Genomic DNA, 14,795 nt, shown 5'->3' with positions numbered 1-14,795 from the left:
TGGGGAGAAGTTTAAGGAGATGTTACGGGGTTATTGATGCATACCAGCTGAGGACTGTTTCAAATTGCTCAACCTGACCGTCCGAAAGCGTCTCAAGCTCTGTTGATTTCGCGCGAACTGCGTCAATGAATGTATTCATTTTGGTCAAATCAATTATGGAATATCCGCTGCGCTGCGCTAAAATATTTTCACGTTTGTACTGCTTGTACCCGTGAACTTGCTCAATGTGCGCTCCGGCAGCGTTTTTAATTTGCTCTATTGTTGCCATCAGCTGACCCTCGCTATGACCATTTGATTGAAAAGCGGGTATGTGTTATCAGGCGTGAACGGTGCAGTGAAGTACAATTTGTCTGATGTCGTCAAGTAAACAGACAAAGATGCCCCGTTGACGTTTCCAGTCGTAATTGACCCGATTCTGATTAAATCGGTATCAGTTGCACCTGCATTGTTCACAAGTGAAGCGTTTCGTTTTACAAACACATTTTGAGGGCTTCCTGTTGTGTTGTACAGTGAGATAGAAACATGATAAACACCATTTGCTGAAACAGTGATATACCCGCCACTTGTAGCGTCGCTTGTTACAGTTATTCCCGTTCCAACTGTTTCAGCAACGGTTGCTAATTGAAGCACATTTGTATTCGTGCTGCCTTTGACGCTGATTCCTGTGCAGCGAATAAGTGAAGGTGATATGCCGCCACCGCTCGGAGTCTGCCACGAACCATCCCCGCGCAGATATGTGCTACTGCTTGGGGTTCCGGTGGCTGTAATATCGCTTACAGCATGAGCATGACTTGATGCCGCTTTCCCATCTAAAGCAGTTTGAAGCCCATTTGTTTTGGCTATTGACAATTCAGCGTCTGGAACCTGAGTCGCTGATAATTGACCAGACAAATCAGAAAATGATTTCGCGCCAGACCCCCCCCAGCCCTGTCCTGGAATATACATTTTGCTCATGTTACACTACCGCCGCAATTGCACGGGCTTCTAAAGTGCCAAACTCATTTTCATGGCCTGCGCCTGGGCGAAGCGTGACCAAGCCAGTGGCAGCAGAGCCTGCTTTGAAGTGGATTGAATTGAACTCAGTGTTCTGGGCAACTGGGCGCGATGAGCCCGCCGCCACGGTTTCAATGCGTGAACTGGTTCCTGGTGTGTGCAATCCGCTCGGAGTGTCAGTGGTGCCGTCATAAAAAGAGACGTAAAAAGTTAAGTCCTGGTCGGTATCGTTCTGCACATCAAGAACCTTCACATCGAGGGGGAGGCGAAAAGATTTCTCAGTTCCGCCTCCCATGTTGCATGTATAGCGCCTGTGTTCGCGGGGAACGTCTCTTTCAGAAGCGGGGATATAATCGTCTGATGGGGTCGCAGTCATTTATCGTATTCCTTTTGCATGAATTTTCTGATAGAGCTCAACGAGTCTGCGACCTGGCCCATTCTTTCGCTCAGAATCGCAAGGCTTTTATCAATCGAATTGATTTGCTTGTTCTGGGCATCCATCGAGGCTTCAAGCTTTGCCGTTCGCTGCTTCAGGTCTTCGAGGGGCTGTGCAACATAGGCATACCACGCGGGCCCAAAAACAACGGTACAGACAGTGACGATTATCAGAACATGTTGACCAATTCTCCCGATGTTTTCGAGAGTGAGAATGATACGCTGGTCGCTGATTTGATTTTGCTGTTCGTTTGCCATTTCAGCCTCATTCTATAATTACGGTTCGTGTCGCTGAGTCCCATTTGGGTTTGCCCAGCTCATAGACTGAAACAAAGGCCTGGGAGTTGATTAAAACACCTCGCAGTTCTTTGCCGTCTTTGATTATTCGAATAGGATGGATTTGCTCTTCTTCTTTGCTGGGTTCAGGCTTCAGCGGCTCATCCGCGGGGCCTGTACGCAATTGGTTGGCCCGCTGCACAATCTGATTCAACATCGAGTAGAGGGCATCACCTGGGCACTGGGTTGGGATAAATTCCCGATGACCGCGCACAGTGGCTCGGTTGATTGGGAATCCGTAGGTTTTGGACAGCTCTGCAATGAGTTTTGCTAAAGCCTCGACAGCCTCACCAGGTAGCTGCTCATCCATCGCATACGCCACATTAATACCAAGATACTCATTGCCCGCATTTGTGCCGCTGTGGGCACCGGCCAGGTAATCTGGCCGCCCATCGTAGACAGCCCATTCGCCCTGGGCATCCCGATTTAAAACATAGTGATAGCCGATGTCACGCCAGTAATTTGGCGCTCCCATGTGAGCAGCCCGCCAGCGCTTTACAATCGAATCACCCGGACTGGCCAGAATTTGGGCGCGTGTCTCACCGGGCCAGTGCAGAGAGACGCCGGGGATATGCCTACTGGTCATCGGCGGTGGACTCCTGAGCGGGAGTGTGCTTCATGCCCTTGTAGATAAATTCAATCAGACCAGGCAAAAGCTGGCCTTTTACCTCAGCATCAATGGCTTCGGAGAATTTCAAATTCTCATCGGCGGCATCGTACCAGGCGCAAGCAGCCTCCAAGGCGGCACGCTTTTTTTCTTCCGGAGGCGCATCTGAGAGATTGGTCTGAACCGCTTCAACGGTTTCAGCTACCGCAGCAATCAGCTCCGGTAACAGGCTGATTGCCAAAATTGCAAATTGAGGATTTAAAACGAAGCCCATAAAATCACACTCTTTCCCAGGCCCATTGGCCGGTTGTTTTATTTTGAGACCATTTGTGTTTGTTCCAGTTCGCATCCACACCAAACCAGCCATTTGAAACCAATTTGGGAGCCTGGAACAGTTGATTCTGTAAAGAGAAGTCTTGCCAAAAGCAGAGCGAATTACTGACTTGCAGCCGGTCAATAATGCGCTGATTGAGATTGCCCTGCAGCCAATAAGCGGCCCGCATCAGATTGAACAGGCGCAGGTTTTGCGCTGGGGTGTACTGAACCCCGTCGCTGAACGTACCCCGAACCTCATCGGAGCCCATAAAAGCCCGGTAAACCTCAGCCCAGCATTCGCCCTCGTTTTGGGCCTGGGGTGGGCGCAGCTCAGAGAAGCAGCGGGTCAGCTCTTTGGAGATGAAAGCAGAGGTCGAACCATAGCCGCTCATCATCGCGTGGAAGTGACCAGCCTCATGGCTCAGAGTGCGCCGCGCATCGTTCAGATTCGTAACCGTGAGTTTATTGGGGCTTACTGAATCAGCCTGATAACCAGGCGGGAATACCCCAAGGTCAAGCCGGTCTTTGCTGAAAAACAGGCCCGCTGCAACCTGGCAGCCCGCTTTGACTAAATCGAAGTCTTCGAGATTGACCAAGCCCTGGGCGCGCATTTCGTCAAGCCGTGGGCTGTCCATGTGCCAGATTTGCAGGTCAAGCCCTGCCCAATAATCCGTGAATGGGTGCTGGGCAAACAATTCTTTGATGTGCTGGTCCCAAAATGCAGCGCTACCAACCTCGTCGGCTGAATCGCCGATAAAATAACGGTGGAGAATGACTCCATGGGAGATGTAGTGCGCAACGTATTTTTGAGTAATCATGCTGCCACCCCGTAAAGGCAGGCCAACCCGCCGCCAGGATTCCCGCCTGATGCGGTATCACTTCCGCGCAGTGAAGCACCGCCGCCGCCAGTGCCGTACCCGGTCGCAGCTCCGCCCGGAGATGCTCCTGAGCCAGTGTCGCAGCCACCACCCGCACCGCCAGAGCAAAGTCCAGTACCGCCTGTGCCGCCAAAGGTTGAGCCTGCGCAAGTGCCGCCAGCGCCAGATAGACCAGCCTCACCAGGCCCACCAGCCACGCCGGTTGATGCAGCCGCAAGACCATAACCACCGTATGAGCCCTGTTTTGTGCCTGTATTGGCCTGCCAAATTGCGTTTTGTGGGTCAGCGTCATAGATAGCCGCCCCGCCCGTTGTTCCGGGCCCGGTGTTGTTTCCCGTTCCCGCCGTCGCATCATTGCCCTGCAGAGCAGTATGGAGCGCGCCGATTGTCGTGTTTCCAGTGCCAACAGTTATAGTCTGGTTTGTATTAGGCAACCCGGTTGTTACCTGGCCCCATTTTGCCTCTGCGCCAGAACCACCCCGGCCAGAAGCGGAGCCTGATTGAGAAGCTGCCCCTTGCCCCCCTTCTCCGCAAACGAAATACGAATAGGCGGCCAATCCGGACGTTAACGCCGCTATATCCCACGTTCCATTTGCTGTGTAGTTCCAGCGCTTCAGTTTTGACCCGCCTGCATTCACGCGGGCCTGCAGCCTGGTTTTATTTTCCGAAACATTTTGCCAGAGATTGAGATAACTGGTATTCGTCACTACTGTCAGAATCGCAGAGCTGGTGTTTGAAATCAGCTCAGTCGCTGAGTCCGATGCCGCCATTTCGGCCCCCGCAATGTCGAGCAGTTGAGCAAAAGCCGTTTCACTCGCAAACATGGCAGCCAAAGCAGTGGGGCTGTTAAGCAGCGCGTTGAGTTCACGGGCTTTTAAAACCTCGTTCCATGGGCCGAGATAAAGGTCAGCCTCTGTGGTCAAGGCTTCTTCAAGGTTTTCGCCGCTCAAAGTTCCGTTTAAAAGGCGAAAAACAATATCTAATCCTGTGAATGAGCGCATTTTAATAACCGCCTGTCGCTAAAATAATGGCATCAGCCGTGGCCGACCCAGAGATAATTGCTTCGATTGTGCCACCGTCGAGCAGCGCGGCCCGGTGCTGTCGAGAATTGACCAGCAAATTGAAAGCCGCCTCATTGTCTGCAATGCCTAAATCCGCTTCAAGACTGGTCGAGTCGTAAACGCCGCCAATGAGATTCACAAAGATTTTGAGACCCCGCGTTGTAATAACAGGCATCGAATTGGGGCGAACGACTGTGACTGACCAGGTGGCCTCTGCTGGATTGATGGGCGAGCCCGTTCCGTTGAATAGCCTGATTTGAACAGTGTTAGCCGCCGATACAAACCCTGCCCACATCAGGCCGGTGTCAATGCCGGACGGAGGCCCCAAAATCACTTGGTCGCCAACGACTGCGCCGGGAACAGTCACTGTTAAAGGCGTTCCCACTGCCCCTGCAGAAACAGAGTCAAAATTCAGGACTGCCTGAACCGGGGGTAAAATTTCAGGCACAAATGCGGCGAGCATAGCGGCCATGGCGTCGGGGTGGGCTGATTCGATAATACCGAGGCCTGCACCCGAGTCTTGGGGTATAAAACCTTCTCCTGGCTCATCGGTGGCGTCTGGGTCGAACCGATACCAACCTTGGCCCTGAATCAGCTCAGCACCAGAAAACGTTCTAGTCACGGCCTTCCATGCTGCAATACCAGAGCGCAAAATGATTGAGCCGCCATTTGCAAAATATTCAATCCACGCGCAAACCCAATATAAAATCCAGTTAAGATGGCCGTCGCTTGGCTTTTCTGGGCTTCTGGCCCCAAGTGCTTTTTTGCTGGCGCTAGGCTCTTTTTTTCTTGGTGCCCCCGCAAGAATCGCGGCAGAGGCAGAGCTTCCTGTTTCATCTGTTCCAGAACTGGTTACGTCGGGGTTGTAGGCTTCAATCCAGTTATCCGCATCATTTGCTGCTGTCACCCGCAAGGTCCCGTCATGAATAGCGTTTGCGCAGCCAGAAACCTCTATTTCATGTCCCGCAACAACAGAAGCCAGTGACGGGGAACCGCTAAAGATGTAGCGGGTGATTGAGCCGCCGCTTGCAATACTGCTTCTCCAGTTGACTGCTGTTACAGTCAGGGAGCCAACAACCGTTGTTCCGGCTCCGTCTGCCCATGTTGGGATAGTAGTTGGGGCTGTCATTAAATAGCTTCTCCTATGGTTCCTTCATCCCAACCGAGAGCGGTGGGGTCATCGCTAAAGCCGAACGCGCCGTCACCATGGGCGCAAATGTTTAAATCAACCGAAGCCGAGCTGGTTTCGAGAATGGTTCGGATATTTGTGTACTCTCGAATCACGCTCGATGGTGTGAAATTGATGGTGAGTGAAGCGGGAAAATTTTGGTAAATTCTGCGATTGGTTGCCCCCAGCGTTCCGAGAATGCCGAGCAAATTGGGCAACGTGCCATTGCTATTGAGTGCGGCAATGCGCCCGTACAAGAGCACACGGTATTCGTCGTCAGGTGTCAAAATACTGGGCCTTGGTAGAGTGACAATTGTTCCGATATCATCAAGCATCTGCCCCATTGCAAAGGCCAAAAATCGCCCCAGCAAAAGGGAAAACAAGGCGTTTTCAACAGTCTGGTACCGCTGAAGAAAAACCCGAATCAGCTCTTTGAATGTGCCCTCTTGCTGAAATTGCTGCTTCAGCCTGGCCAGACCCTGGTCGACGTGGTCGGTTATCTGAACTAGATTTCTCATGTGGCGTTTACCGTGATTCTATCTGCCGTGATATTCACCACTTCGGTGCCAGGAATAGAAATGTTTGCCGAAGAGCCTGGCGAGGGGCTGAGCCCTTGAAGCAAAGCAATTGTCAAAATCCCCCTCACATTGACCGATACGGTGGCGGCCAGCAAATGATTCACCAGGTCTTCGCCATGGGCATAAGTCCGGCTTTCCATCGCGGTTTTACAATCAGTTTTGTACTGGGCAATCAGCGCAGGGCTGGACCAGATTGCAGGGTCAACAGTCAGGTTGAGAATAAAGTAGGGATTAACTTCCGTGACGCGGTCAAAGCTGATAATTTGAGGGTCATCCGGATTGCCGTCATATGTGCCCGTCTCCGTGCCGTTTGTATCGATGCCCGCGGGCCCCACTCGGCCAATTGTGTCAATGATGTCCTGGTCAGTTCCCCCGACAACAATGAAGTGCATGGAGTTTGGCTTAAGGCCATCGACTTCAACATTTGAACGGTTTTCTTCTCCGAAAACATAGGTGACGCCATCGACTTTTTCCAGCGCTTCTTTGACAGCCGCCAATGTGCCGCCGTCTGAGTTGATAGCCTGCTCAGCAAGCCGGATTCTGAACTCGTCATCTTTTTCTTCATTTGTGCCCGGGGTTGCTGCGTTTTGGTTATAGACATCATCCCAGCCACTCAGCGGCGTCACGATGGTATTGATTGAGCCAATAGACGCCTCAAAGGGGCCGGTGTTGAGCGATTCTGCCAGAACATTCACGCCAGGATAAAGGCTGATAATTGCCGGGCTGGTAGGGTCTTCGTCGTTGGTGTCGTCGGCTCGGTTTAGGTTGGGGTATTCAACCCAGAACCCGGCAACATCCCAGTCAGTAACAAAGAAGCGGCCATCATTGCTTGAATTTGTCGAGCCGCTTACCTGAACCTCCCAGTTTACAGCCATACCCGACAGGTCAGGAGAGCCGCCCAAATATGCGCGAACAGTATTGTCTGTGCCGGTTTGAAATTCGAGAGTGTCGACGGCGAGGTCTTCAAGCGCAGTATCAAAAGCTGGAATTTCAGCCGCTGCATTCAGGGACCACGCGACACTGGTCGAGCTTTGCCGGGCCTGATAATCCTCTGGCACAGTGACGGGCGTAATCTGGCTGCGATTGATAAGCGTCAGTGTGACCTGGCTTTTGCTGGCTTCGATTTTGTCTTCACCGATAAAGGCTGCAGTATTGGCCAAAGACACGCCGGTTGCTGAGGCTCTGCTGATTGACTGAGAGAGAGCCAGCCCCAGCATCCAGAGCTTAGATTCTCGCTCTGACATGATGCCCACGAATTGGCTCCAGGGCTCATCAGAGTCAAATGAAGCGTCCTCAAAGCCTTGGATTCCAATCAGCTCACTTTGAAGCTCTTCAGAGCAAATCACCGCTGTTTTAGGATTAAACCCAGTGAGCAATAAACCGTATTCTGTCATTCTGGCAACGTAGCCTCTGCTTCCTGCTCATCATTTCCATAAATATCCAGGTACCGCACCACAATGCGCACCACCTGCGTCTGTTGGTTGGGATAGGCCTTCACGCTCTTCACTCGACGAACACCCTGCACATCGAGCACATTCCAGCGAATTTCGCGGCGGGTCCAAGCATCGCGGAAAGGCTTTGTGAGAATCAGACCAAACCAATCTGGGGCCCGCTTGGGGTCTAGAAACCATTCACCCCTAACAGAGCGAAGGCGAATGCGAACGCGCTGCTTTACGGCTGTCCGACCAGTCAAGCCCGTCAATTGGCCATTGGTCAAAATCACATTGTTATCGTTATCAACGCCGAGACTACTCATTTGTAAACACCATTGCTGAAGCCACTTCCTGAATTGAGCCAATGTCTGGGATAGGCGGGTCACAAGGAGCACCAGGTGAAATGCAGATATGGGTATGATTGTTAAAGGCATTTTTTATGTCATTCAGGCCCGTCATAACCTTTTCAGCCAGAGCCAGCGCTTTGTCTGCCTCGAATGAACCCAGCCTTACAGCGCTGGCCTTCACCTGCACCTCGCCACTTTCGGTTAAGTGAATATGCGTTGCTGGGTCAACCTCGCCGCGCTTGGTCCTGATTCGAGTCATTAAAAAGGGAGAGCTTTTGCCAAACATTTCGCGTGAGTCTGGGGTTGTCGGCTCAATTCCATCACTGAGATACCAGCGGGCAATATTCCGCTCCATGAAAATCAGAAAGCCTTTGGTGCCCTTTGGGATTTCCCAATCAATCAAAGTTTTTTTGCCACCTGGAAACCAAACCGGAATTCCAGAAACAGGAGGCCAACCCTCTTCTTGAACGTCACCGTCTTCCGTGGGAGTGAACTCGCTGAATGGAATCGTGACCTCTGCCTCTCCTGTGTCTTCATCGTAGCTATTCACATAGCAGGGAATGGCGGTGTGCATCTCTCTGAGTTCATCGAGAATCATCGCCCTTGAACTGGTGCTGTGCCCTCTAACTTGTTGCTGTGTCATGCCGCGAGTGGTGTAACCTCACAATCTGAATACCATTCGTTGCTGTTTGTGTTGCCCGAGTGCTCGACCTTGCGAATCACGAAAAGGCCGGCTGTTTTCTGGGAGTCCAGATAGACCGGCATGCCCGGGTTAAATTCGTGGCGCAAAAGGGAGCGGAATTTCCAGCCCATTTCAGTTCTACCTGGGCTTCCGAGCAGGCCGGAAAGGGGAGAGACCAGAATCACCTGGTCTGAAATTGGTACATCTGCAGCGGTCAGATAGGCGATTTGGTCGGTCACGTAAAACGACAGGCCGTAATCACCGGCAATAAGGTCCAGTGCGCGCCAGACCTTGCCCTTAAGAACCATATCTTTGAGCAGTTTCACCTGCTCCGCTCTCGCCTCGGCTTCGGCCTTCTGCTTGTAAATGCGCTGCTTGGCCTCTTCAAGACTTTCCGGCTTTGACTGCTTGTGTTTTCTGGGTTCAAGCAGGCGCTGTGCTGCGCGCGTAACCAGCTCGGTTTTGATTGTGCCCTTGGCAATCTGATTCAGCTCTTTGAGCCGGGCTTCCATCTTGGGGGGAAGCGTCAGCTCTTTAATCAGAGCATTGATAACCGTTTCGATTGGGGCGTCTTTCTTGAAAGACTTCGAGATAAAAGCCTGCTTCAGAGCAGTGCCGCCGTCTTTGGCATAAAGCGTTGTGACCCAATCGCCTCCGCTGCGCTCATGGTTCGGCATCTCAGTGCCGCCTTTGAATATTTGGCCAAAGCTCTCGCGGTACCCAGCCAAGAACGTCAGGCCAAGCCCTTTTTCTGTCACAAAATCCTGATGTTCTGGGCTCAGGTTGATAATGTTTATCTCGGCATCGTTTGGCGTGGTATCGCTGGTTTTGGTGATTTTGAAGTCAAGCGAAAGCCCTTTTGATGCGCCAGGCTTAAAGCCTTCCCAGGTCAATTCTTGCTCGCCATTATTTACCAGCAGCTGCCAGCGCCGGTTATAGAGATTGTATTCAGCCATTTAGGCCACCGGTATCAGGTCGTCATAGACCAGCTGGACCCGCGTACCCAAATCGCTGGCAGTGGGAGGCAGCTTTTTCCCGCTGGTATCCCAAAGGTACAATCGGCCTGGCGGTTTGCGAACGTCGGTAATGTGAGAGAGCAGAGAGTAATTGGTCACAGCATTGATGCCGTGGGCAATGGGCGAGAGAGCAGAGTCATAGAAGTGCAGGTACCAGCCGTTGGGCGCCAAGCGGTCATTCCACCCGAAGTCAATGTAAAAGGTATTGCCTGAAAGGGTGATTGGGCCCAGGCCAAAGGGGATGCCATTGGTGTTTTCAATTGGGATGATGAACTTTGCCATTACTCGCTCGCTTTCCCTCTTGCCCAGTCGTGCCCCTCGGCGAATCGTCCATCACCCCGCGTCATCGCCTCAATCCGCTCATTTTGTTTTGCATCGGTCACTTTGATGGTGCTGCGTGGTTTGTAAGCCCTGGGCTTTGTGAAGTTCCGCTGGTCGAATAACTCCATATCGATGGGCTCAGATGGGGGCAGGTCTTTAACCGCTGTCTTGGCCGTATCAATCTGCTGAATCGACAGGTCGAAAAACAGGGCCATCCCGTGGCCACTCTCAGCGTCCCAGCTGGGAGTGAAATTCAGAATGATGCCCGAATAAATTCCGCGCACCGGCCCGGCATCTATCCCGATAATCTCGCGGTTTTCTCTGGCCTGAATCATGCGCTCGCGAAAGTCGACGTGTACGCCTATAAAGTCTTTATCATAGGCCCCTTCACGATTGCTCTGGATGTCAGTCACAGCACCGTTGAAACTCATCTGAATAGGAGGCAGGTTCACATGGTCGGTAATCAAAGCCCCGTCTTCTATCTCGTTCTGAGTGGGCTCAGAGGTATAAGAAGGGCTAAAACTCAGGCCTGCAACATAGAATTGCGCATTGTCATCGGGAAAAAGAAAAAAGGTATCCCCTTCTCCTTCTGCCTCCTGAGACGGCAATACCGTTGCCTTTTCTGCTTCTTGCATTTTTTACCCATAAAAAAAGCCCCCGGAGGGGCGGTTTGACAAAGTTCTCCCGAAAGGGGAAACTTAATCAGTTTATTTGGAGGAATCTATGTTAACCCATAAATTAACGGTTGTCTTATTTTTAGCTGTGCTTACCGGCTGTGATTTAACATCAAAGGCTATTGTTGTGGTAAATACACCGGGGGCTGTATCTTCCGGTGTTTCGGCGGGTAATCAGCAGCAAAATCAAACTTCGACATCACCCACTTCGACCACTGTGGTGAATGTCCCGTCTTCAACTCAGAGCGCGTCTGACCTGAGTATTTTTAAGTCATCCATACCCCGACCTCAAGAGACCGAGAAATATGGCAGAGCGGACATCTCAAAGGCTTCAGAATTCTTTGCTTCCCGCTATCAGGCAAGCAAAGAGAATGCGTTTGAAGTTTTAAAAATGTGGCTTGACGCAGAGCTTATTGGTACAGCAAACGGAGAGCTGGGAAAAGCCTTGCTTGAAAATATCATTGCCAAAAATGGAGATGATGCACAATCAGGATTGGCGATTTTTAATGTCACCTACTCAAACTCAAGGCCTATTCTGCCTGAGTATGTGGTTGGGACAATTTATCAAAACGCTTCATATTCAGACGCTCTAAAAAAACTCAGCTATGAAGATTTTAATAATAGAGAACTAAACGTTGTCAAAGAAGTCCAAACCCCAACAGGAATTCAGTTTCAACCAATAATTAACCCATCAGAGCATTATTCTTTAATTAAGCCAAAAGATGGCGAAAAAATAACAATAAAGATTTCTGGTGGACCGTCATATATTCCGACAAAAGCCACAAATTTTCCGGCACTATTCAGCTTTATTTTCGATGATGGGTGGAAGCTAATCTATTCAAGGCTTTCCATATTTTAGATTACTGAGCAATCACGGTCTGATTTGTTGACCGTGCGCTCCGCTCCATTTGCTTAACCGCCTCACTGGCCCCCTGTCTTGCAGCATTCCTGTTTGCTCCTGGGTTTGGATTCCCGCGAAGGTCGAAGTAATTGGTTTGATTTATTCCTCCGCCGCCGCCAACACCGGCAGGCCCCTGCATTGTTTGAGAACCAGGGTCAACTGGAACAAAGAAACGGCCATGCTGGAAATTTTGCTCAGTGCGATTAAGGTTGTCTGCTCCGTTTCCATATAAGGCTTTGCGACGTAGAGTGTCCCAAACTTCAATATGACCATAAGTGGGATGGAATCCGCTTTTGGTATCGTATACGGCTATTGTGCCATAAAGTCTTTTCATGATTTCAGGGTCGTCAAGCATCGCTTTTGTTACTTTGACTTCAACAAAGCGCTTGTCTCTGGCAAGCTGGTCAGCGGCCAGATAGGCGGGGACGCCCGATAAGTTACCGTAATCTTTGAACGTTTTTTGATAAGCCTCAGCAACCCCGGCAAAGCATCTTTTTGAGCCAGTAAAAACGTTGTAAGCATTCCGAACTAACTTCGCGGCGTTGACATTGCTCAAAGGGAAATTCGGGTCCATGAGCGCATTGCTTCCACCACCAACCCCACCACCAGAGAAGGCGTTTTTAAGCCGCTCAAAGAATCCCGTGATGCCCTGCGCAAAGCCGCTGGTTGTGAACCAGTTCCACATATCTTTAAGCACAGCCCAGGTATCCTGAATGCGCTCCCAACAAACCTTAAATCCAGCGCCCAGGTCTCCGACTGTAGCAGTCAGAACAGGCAGCCAGAATTTGGCAGCCTGCAAAATGATTTCGCCAAGTTCAATAAATTTCTTTATGCCCCAAGTCAGAAAGGGCACCACAATATTCCCAAACACCCATTTGACAGCAGGGCCAAAAGTCTCCCAAAGTTGAGCGCCAAATTTAACGAACTCAGCACCCACCTCTTGAACCAATGGCCAAAGCTCTTTGAACTTATTTCCCACCCACACAATCGCATGAGAGAGCGCTGGAAACTGCTTTGAGAATCCGCTGATGGCCTTGGTTCCGCCTGTCATGTAGCGATAGACCTCGAAGCCGAAAGCGGCTATACCAGCAATAACCGTGCCAATGGCCAAAGGAACACCACCAGCCAGCCACTTGAGCGACCAGAGCGCTTTGATTGCGCCAAAAAGCCACTTTCCGCCCGCGATGACTTTCAGGCCTGCGAAGTGCATGGCGAAAACGCCAAGACCTGCGGCTACCGGCTTTATGAAAGGAGCAACGAATTTTAGTCCATCAGCAAGGCCTTTGATAATGACAACAGAGTCTTTTCCTAACTGGTCGAACATTGGCCCTTTTGATTCGATATAAGCAATCACCCTGTTCATGGTTTGGAAAATATCTGACTCAAACGAAATCATGAACCTATTTGAAGACATTCTTACCGTGTCCCAAAAAGTTGAAATCTGACCAGGCAAAGTTCTGGATAAGCTGCTCATTCCTCCCGAAACACCGCCGCTCCTCCCTTGAGTTTCTAAAAGACGCGAAATCATCTCTTTGTTTCTGGGGTCAATGGTGAATTCAGTTGCCTTACCTGTGCGGACATTTCCCATCGTGCCTGAAATTTTGCCGTTTTCCGCCCAGGCTCCCTGCAAGCCGGCAGAAGAGAAGTTGTCAAACATATCTGCCCGCCCGCGCCCCATCCCCAGAGCCATCTGAGTGAACTCACTCAATGATTTATTAGATGTTGCAGCAATGTCGCCAAAGGCCATCAAGCGGGAATAGTTGACTTTTCCTGATTTTCTGTCCATAAGGCCAAAGCCGGAGTTTTGAAGCTGAGTAAACATTTCAAGGGTGTCGCCAAGTTCAAACGGTGTGGCAGCAGCAAAACGCTCAATATCCTTAAGTACTCTACCAGCATTATTTTTACCGACCATGTTTGTTAACCTGGTCATGGCGAGTTGGTATTGGCCAAAGGAATCAAGAGCAAATTTCCCGCCTTGCTGAGCCATTGCTCCAGCAGAAGTTACCGCACCAGAGATGAGATTGCCCCCTGCGACATTGAGCATGCCGCCTGAGCCTGTTGCTCGCTGCGCCGCTCTTTGGGCCTGCATAATTGAACCCATGCCGCTCACGTTCATTTTGAGCGTTATGCCGCGACCAGCTGAGCGGGCCACCTGGGCAATGCCCTGGCGCAACCGTCCGACTTCATTTGTCGCAACCCGAAACGAACGGGTATCAATTTTGGGTTTGATTGTTTTCCGGGCAAGGGCTTCAAGCTCTTTGAATGAACGCTTTAACTCAGTGACCTTTTTGGTGTAGGCGGTCAGGCTCTTATGGTCAAGCCTGAAGACCATTTTGGTCACCAGTTCTTTAATAATCGTGCTGTCAGTCATTTGGTTGGGCCCTATCCCATGCGCGGAAATAATCGAGATGCCAGACCATGCTCTGCCAATCCCACTGCTCAATAATTGCGAGCCAGGAATCTTTGCAGAGCTGGTGCTTTGAAAGGTAGAAGAGGTCGCCAGGGAGGTCGCCAGGGACCTCCATGGGCTTGCCAGAACCTATGAAAGGGGCGACCTCTGGTTGTCTAAAAAACTGTTGAACTTAATCACCTCTGAGCGCAAAATGTCAAAGTGCGACATGCGTTGAGGCTTAATGTCTGGGTCAAAATGCTTGTCGATGGCCTCGATGGAGTTGAGGTATCCGGTACCCTCGGCCAGCACTGTCTGAAACAATGCTTTGACCAATTGTGCCGACGCATCTGGGTTGATTTGCTCCCATGCAGCGGTTTCAGCCTCCATGTACTCATCGCCAGGAATTTTTAAAAGCTCAGCCGCAGCCGCCTGGTTCTTTTCTTCATTGGCAGGATTGTCCTCTGTGTCCTTTTGAAGGGCGGCAAAGGCTTTGTAATCCTCTTCATTCATTGCCCGAATAGCTTTGGCCACAATCTTATCCACATGGGCCCGCAAAGGAACGAGCGTCTTTTTAACGAGTTGCCCCGTGGTATAGGCGCTCATGCCCTTGTGCTTGGTAATTTCGTAGACATCGCCATCCATTTTGAGGCGAAGAGTG

The 14,795-nt window shown here is 50.9% G+C and carries 19 protein-coding genes; 1 reads left to right on the top strand and 18 read right to left on the bottom strand.

Annotated elements, in window-relative coordinates; translation table 11 throughout:
• Window positions 1–22: 22 nt before the first annotated feature.
• Genes COW20_05350 through COW20_05275 form a run of 16 tightly spaced genes read right to left on the bottom strand, consistent with a single transcriptional unit; the run spans window position 23 to window position 10,805 of the window.
• Window positions 23–268 carry a hypothetical protein gene (locus tag COW20_05350; GenBank protein ID PIW49658.1) on the bottom strand — a complete coding sequence of 82 codons (246 nt, stop codon included), beginning with the start codon at window positions 266–268 and terminating at the stop codon, window positions 23–25.
• Window positions 268–954, bottom strand: coding sequence for a hypothetical protein (locus tag COW20_05345; GenBank protein PIW49657.1), 687 nt, complete (start codon window positions 952–954; stop codon window positions 268–270). The genes COW20_05350 and COW20_05345 overlap by 1 nt, the downstream gene beginning before the upstream one ends.
• Window position 955: 1 nt before the next feature.
• Entirely contained in the window at window positions 956–1,369 is a 414-nt protein-coding gene (locus COW20_05340; GenBank protein ID PIW49656.1) for a hypothetical protein, read from the bottom strand.
• Window positions 1,366–1,686: a hypothetical protein gene (locus COW20_05335; protein ID PIW49655.1), complete on the bottom strand. Its 321-nt coding sequence runs from the start codon at window positions 1,684–1,686 to the stop codon at window positions 1,366–1,368. Before COW20_05335 ends, COW20_05340 begins: the two co-directional genes overlap by 4 nt.
• A gap of 7 nt (window positions 1,687–1,693) precedes the next feature.
• A complete protein-coding gene (locus COW20_05330) occupies window positions 1,694–2,350 on the bottom strand; it encodes a hypothetical protein (protein PIW49654.1) in 657 nt (218 codons plus the stop codon).
• Window positions 2,340–2,645 carry a hypothetical protein gene (locus tag COW20_05325; protein PIW49653.1) on the bottom strand — a complete coding sequence of 102 codons (306 nt, stop codon included), beginning with the start codon at window positions 2,643–2,645 and terminating at the stop codon, window positions 2,340–2,342. The genes COW20_05330 and COW20_05325 overlap by 11 nt, the downstream gene beginning before the upstream one ends.
• A gap of 4 nt (window positions 2,646–2,649) precedes the next feature.
• Window positions 2,650–3,504, bottom strand: a complete 855-nt coding sequence (locus tag COW20_05320; GenBank protein ID PIW49652.1) for a hypothetical protein — start codon at window positions 3,502–3,504, stop codon at window positions 2,650–2,652.
• Window positions 3,501–4,565 carry a hypothetical protein gene (locus tag COW20_05315; GenBank protein PIW49651.1) on the bottom strand — a complete coding sequence of 355 codons (1,065 nt, stop codon included), beginning with the start codon at window positions 4,563–4,565 and terminating at the stop codon, window positions 3,501–3,503. The genes COW20_05320 and COW20_05315 overlap by 4 nt, the downstream gene beginning before the upstream one ends.
• A 1-nt stretch (window position 4,566) precedes the next feature.
• Entirely contained in the window at window positions 4,567–5,754 is a 1,188-nt protein-coding gene (locus COW20_05310) for a hypothetical protein (GenBank protein ID PIW49650.1), read from the bottom strand.
• Window positions 5,754–6,311, bottom strand: coding sequence for a hypothetical protein (locus tag COW20_05305; GenBank protein ID PIW49649.1), 558 nt, complete (start codon window positions 6,309–6,311; stop codon window positions 5,754–5,756). Before COW20_05305 ends, COW20_05310 begins: the two co-directional genes overlap by 1 nt.
• Window positions 6,308–7,765, bottom strand: coding sequence for a hypothetical protein (locus tag COW20_05300; protein ID PIW49648.1), 1,458 nt, complete (start codon window positions 7,763–7,765; stop codon window positions 6,308–6,310). Before COW20_05300 ends, COW20_05305 begins: the two co-directional genes overlap by 4 nt.
• A complete protein-coding gene (locus COW20_05295) occupies window positions 7,762–8,127 on the bottom strand; it encodes a hypothetical protein (protein ID PIW49647.1) in 366 nt (121 codons plus the stop codon). Before COW20_05295 ends, COW20_05300 begins: the two co-directional genes overlap by 4 nt.
• Entirely contained in the window at window positions 8,120–8,749 is a 630-nt protein-coding gene (locus COW20_05290; GenBank protein PIW49646.1) for a hypothetical protein, read from the bottom strand. Before COW20_05290 ends, COW20_05295 begins: the two co-directional genes overlap by 8 nt.
• Before the next feature lie 41 nt (window positions 8,750–8,790).
• Complete coding sequence (locus COW20_05285) at window positions 8,791–9,789, bottom strand: hypothetical protein (protein PIW49645.1); 999 nt, start codon at window positions 9,787–9,789, stop codon at window positions 8,791–8,793.
• Window positions 9,790–10,131, bottom strand: coding sequence for a hypothetical protein (locus COW20_05280; GenBank protein PIW49644.1), 342 nt, complete (start codon window positions 10,129–10,131; stop codon window positions 9,790–9,792).
• A complete protein-coding gene (locus COW20_05275; GenBank protein ID PIW49643.1) occupies window positions 10,131–10,805 on the bottom strand; it encodes a hypothetical protein in 675 nt (224 codons plus the stop codon). The genes COW20_05280 and COW20_05275 overlap by 1 nt, the downstream gene beginning before the upstream one ends.
• Window positions 10,806–10,893: 88 nt before the next feature.
• Between COW20_05275 and COW20_05270 the strand changes: the two genes are divergently transcribed.
• Window positions 10,894–11,703 carry a hypothetical protein gene (locus tag COW20_05270; protein ID PIW49642.1) on the top strand — a complete coding sequence of 270 codons (810 nt, stop codon included), beginning with the start codon at window positions 10,894–10,896 and terminating at the stop codon, window positions 11,701–11,703.
• Window position 11,704: 1 nt separating this feature from the next.
• On the opposite strand, the gene COW20_05265 is transcribed toward COW20_05270, so the two are convergent.
• Together COW20_05265 and COW20_05260 are read right to left on the bottom strand one after the other, a co-directional pair.
• Entirely contained in the window at window positions 11,705–14,116 is a 2,412-nt protein-coding gene (locus COW20_05265) for a hypothetical protein (GenBank protein PIW49641.1), read from the bottom strand.
• Between the two features lie 168 nt (window positions 14,117–14,284).
• The coding region (locus COW20_05260; GenBank protein ID PIW49640.1) for a hypothetical protein at window positions 14,285–14,795 on the bottom strand (511 nt) is incomplete at its 5' end.

The organism is bacterium (Candidatus Blackallbacteria) CG13_big_fil_rev_8_21_14_2_50_49_14 (assembly GCA_002783405.1).
In the GTDB taxonomy this organism is placed as follows: domain Bacteria; phylum Cyanobacteriota; class Sericytochromatia; order UBA7694; family UBA7694.
The sequence above is the reverse complement of the archived record's forward strand: the minus strand, read 5'-3'. Positions and strand labels throughout refer to the sequence as shown.

What these genes read in the sequence shown, in the direction of transcription:
- COW20_05350 (PIW49658.1), bottom strand. Translation starts at nt 268, where the DNA reads ATGGCAACAATAGAGCAAATTAAAAACGCTGCCGGAGCGCACATTGAG.
- COW20_05345 (PIW49657.1), bottom strand. Translation starts at nt 954, where the DNA reads ATGAGCAAAATGTATATTCCAGGACAGGGCTGGGGGGGGTCTGGCGCG.
- COW20_05340 (PIW49656.1), bottom strand. Translation starts at nt 1,369, where the DNA reads ATGACTGCGACCCCATCAGACGATTATATCCCCGCTTCTGAAAGAGAC.
- COW20_05335 (PIW49655.1), bottom strand. Translation starts at nt 1,686, where the DNA reads ATGGCAAACGAACAGCAAAATCAAATCAGCGACCAGCGTATCATTCTC.
- COW20_05330 (PIW49654.1), bottom strand. Translation starts at nt 2,350, where the DNA reads ATGACCAGTAGGCATATCCCCGGCGTCTCTCTGCACTGGCCCGGTGAG.
- COW20_05325 (PIW49653.1), bottom strand. Translation starts at nt 2,645, where the DNA reads ATGGGCTTCGTTTTAAATCCTCAATTTGCAATTTTGGCAATCAGCCTG.
- COW20_05320 (PIW49652.1), bottom strand. Translation starts at nt 3,504, where the DNA reads ATGATTACTCAAAAATACGTTGCGCACTACATCTCCCATGGAGTCATT.
- COW20_05315 (PIW49651.1), bottom strand. Translation starts at nt 4,565, where the DNA reads ATGCGCTCATTCACAGGATTAGATATTGTTTTTCGCCTTTTAAACGGA.
- COW20_05310 (PIW49650.1), bottom strand. Translation starts at nt 5,754, where the DNA reads ATGACAGCCCCAACTACTATCCCAACATGGGCAGACGGAGCCGGAACA.
- COW20_05305 (PIW49649.1), bottom strand. Translation starts at nt 6,311, where the DNA reads ATGAGAAATCTAGTTCAGATAACCGACCACGTCGACCAGGGTCTGGCC.
- COW20_05300 (PIW49648.1), bottom strand. Translation starts at nt 7,765, where the DNA reads ATGACAGAATACGGTTTATTGCTCACTGGGTTTAATCCTAAAACAGCG.
- COW20_05295 (PIW49647.1), bottom strand. Translation starts at nt 8,127, where the DNA reads ATGAGTAGTCTCGGCGTTGATAACGATAACAATGTGATTTTGACCAAT.
- COW20_05290 (PIW49646.1), bottom strand. Translation starts at nt 8,749, where the DNA reads ATGATTCTCGATGAACTCAGAGAGATGCACACCGCCATTCCCTGCTAT.
- COW20_05285 (PIW49645.1), bottom strand. Translation starts at nt 9,789, where the DNA reads ATGGCTGAATACAATCTCTATAACCGGCGCTGGCAGCTGCTGGTAAAT.
- COW20_05280 (PIW49644.1), bottom strand. Translation starts at nt 10,131, where the DNA reads ATGGCAAAGTTCATCATCCCAATTGAAAACACCAATGGCATCCCCTTT.
- COW20_05275 (PIW49643.1), bottom strand. Translation starts at nt 10,805, where the DNA reads ATGCAAGAAGCAGAAAAGGCAACGGTATTGCCGTCTCAGGAGGCAGAA.
- COW20_05270 (PIW49642.1), top strand. Translation starts at nt 10,894, where the DNA reads ATGTTAACCCATAAATTAACGGTTGTCTTATTTTTAGCTGTGCTTACC.
- COW20_05265 (PIW49641.1), bottom strand. Translation starts at nt 14,116, where the DNA reads ATGACTGACAGCACGATTATTAAAGAACTGGTGACCAAAATGGTCTTC.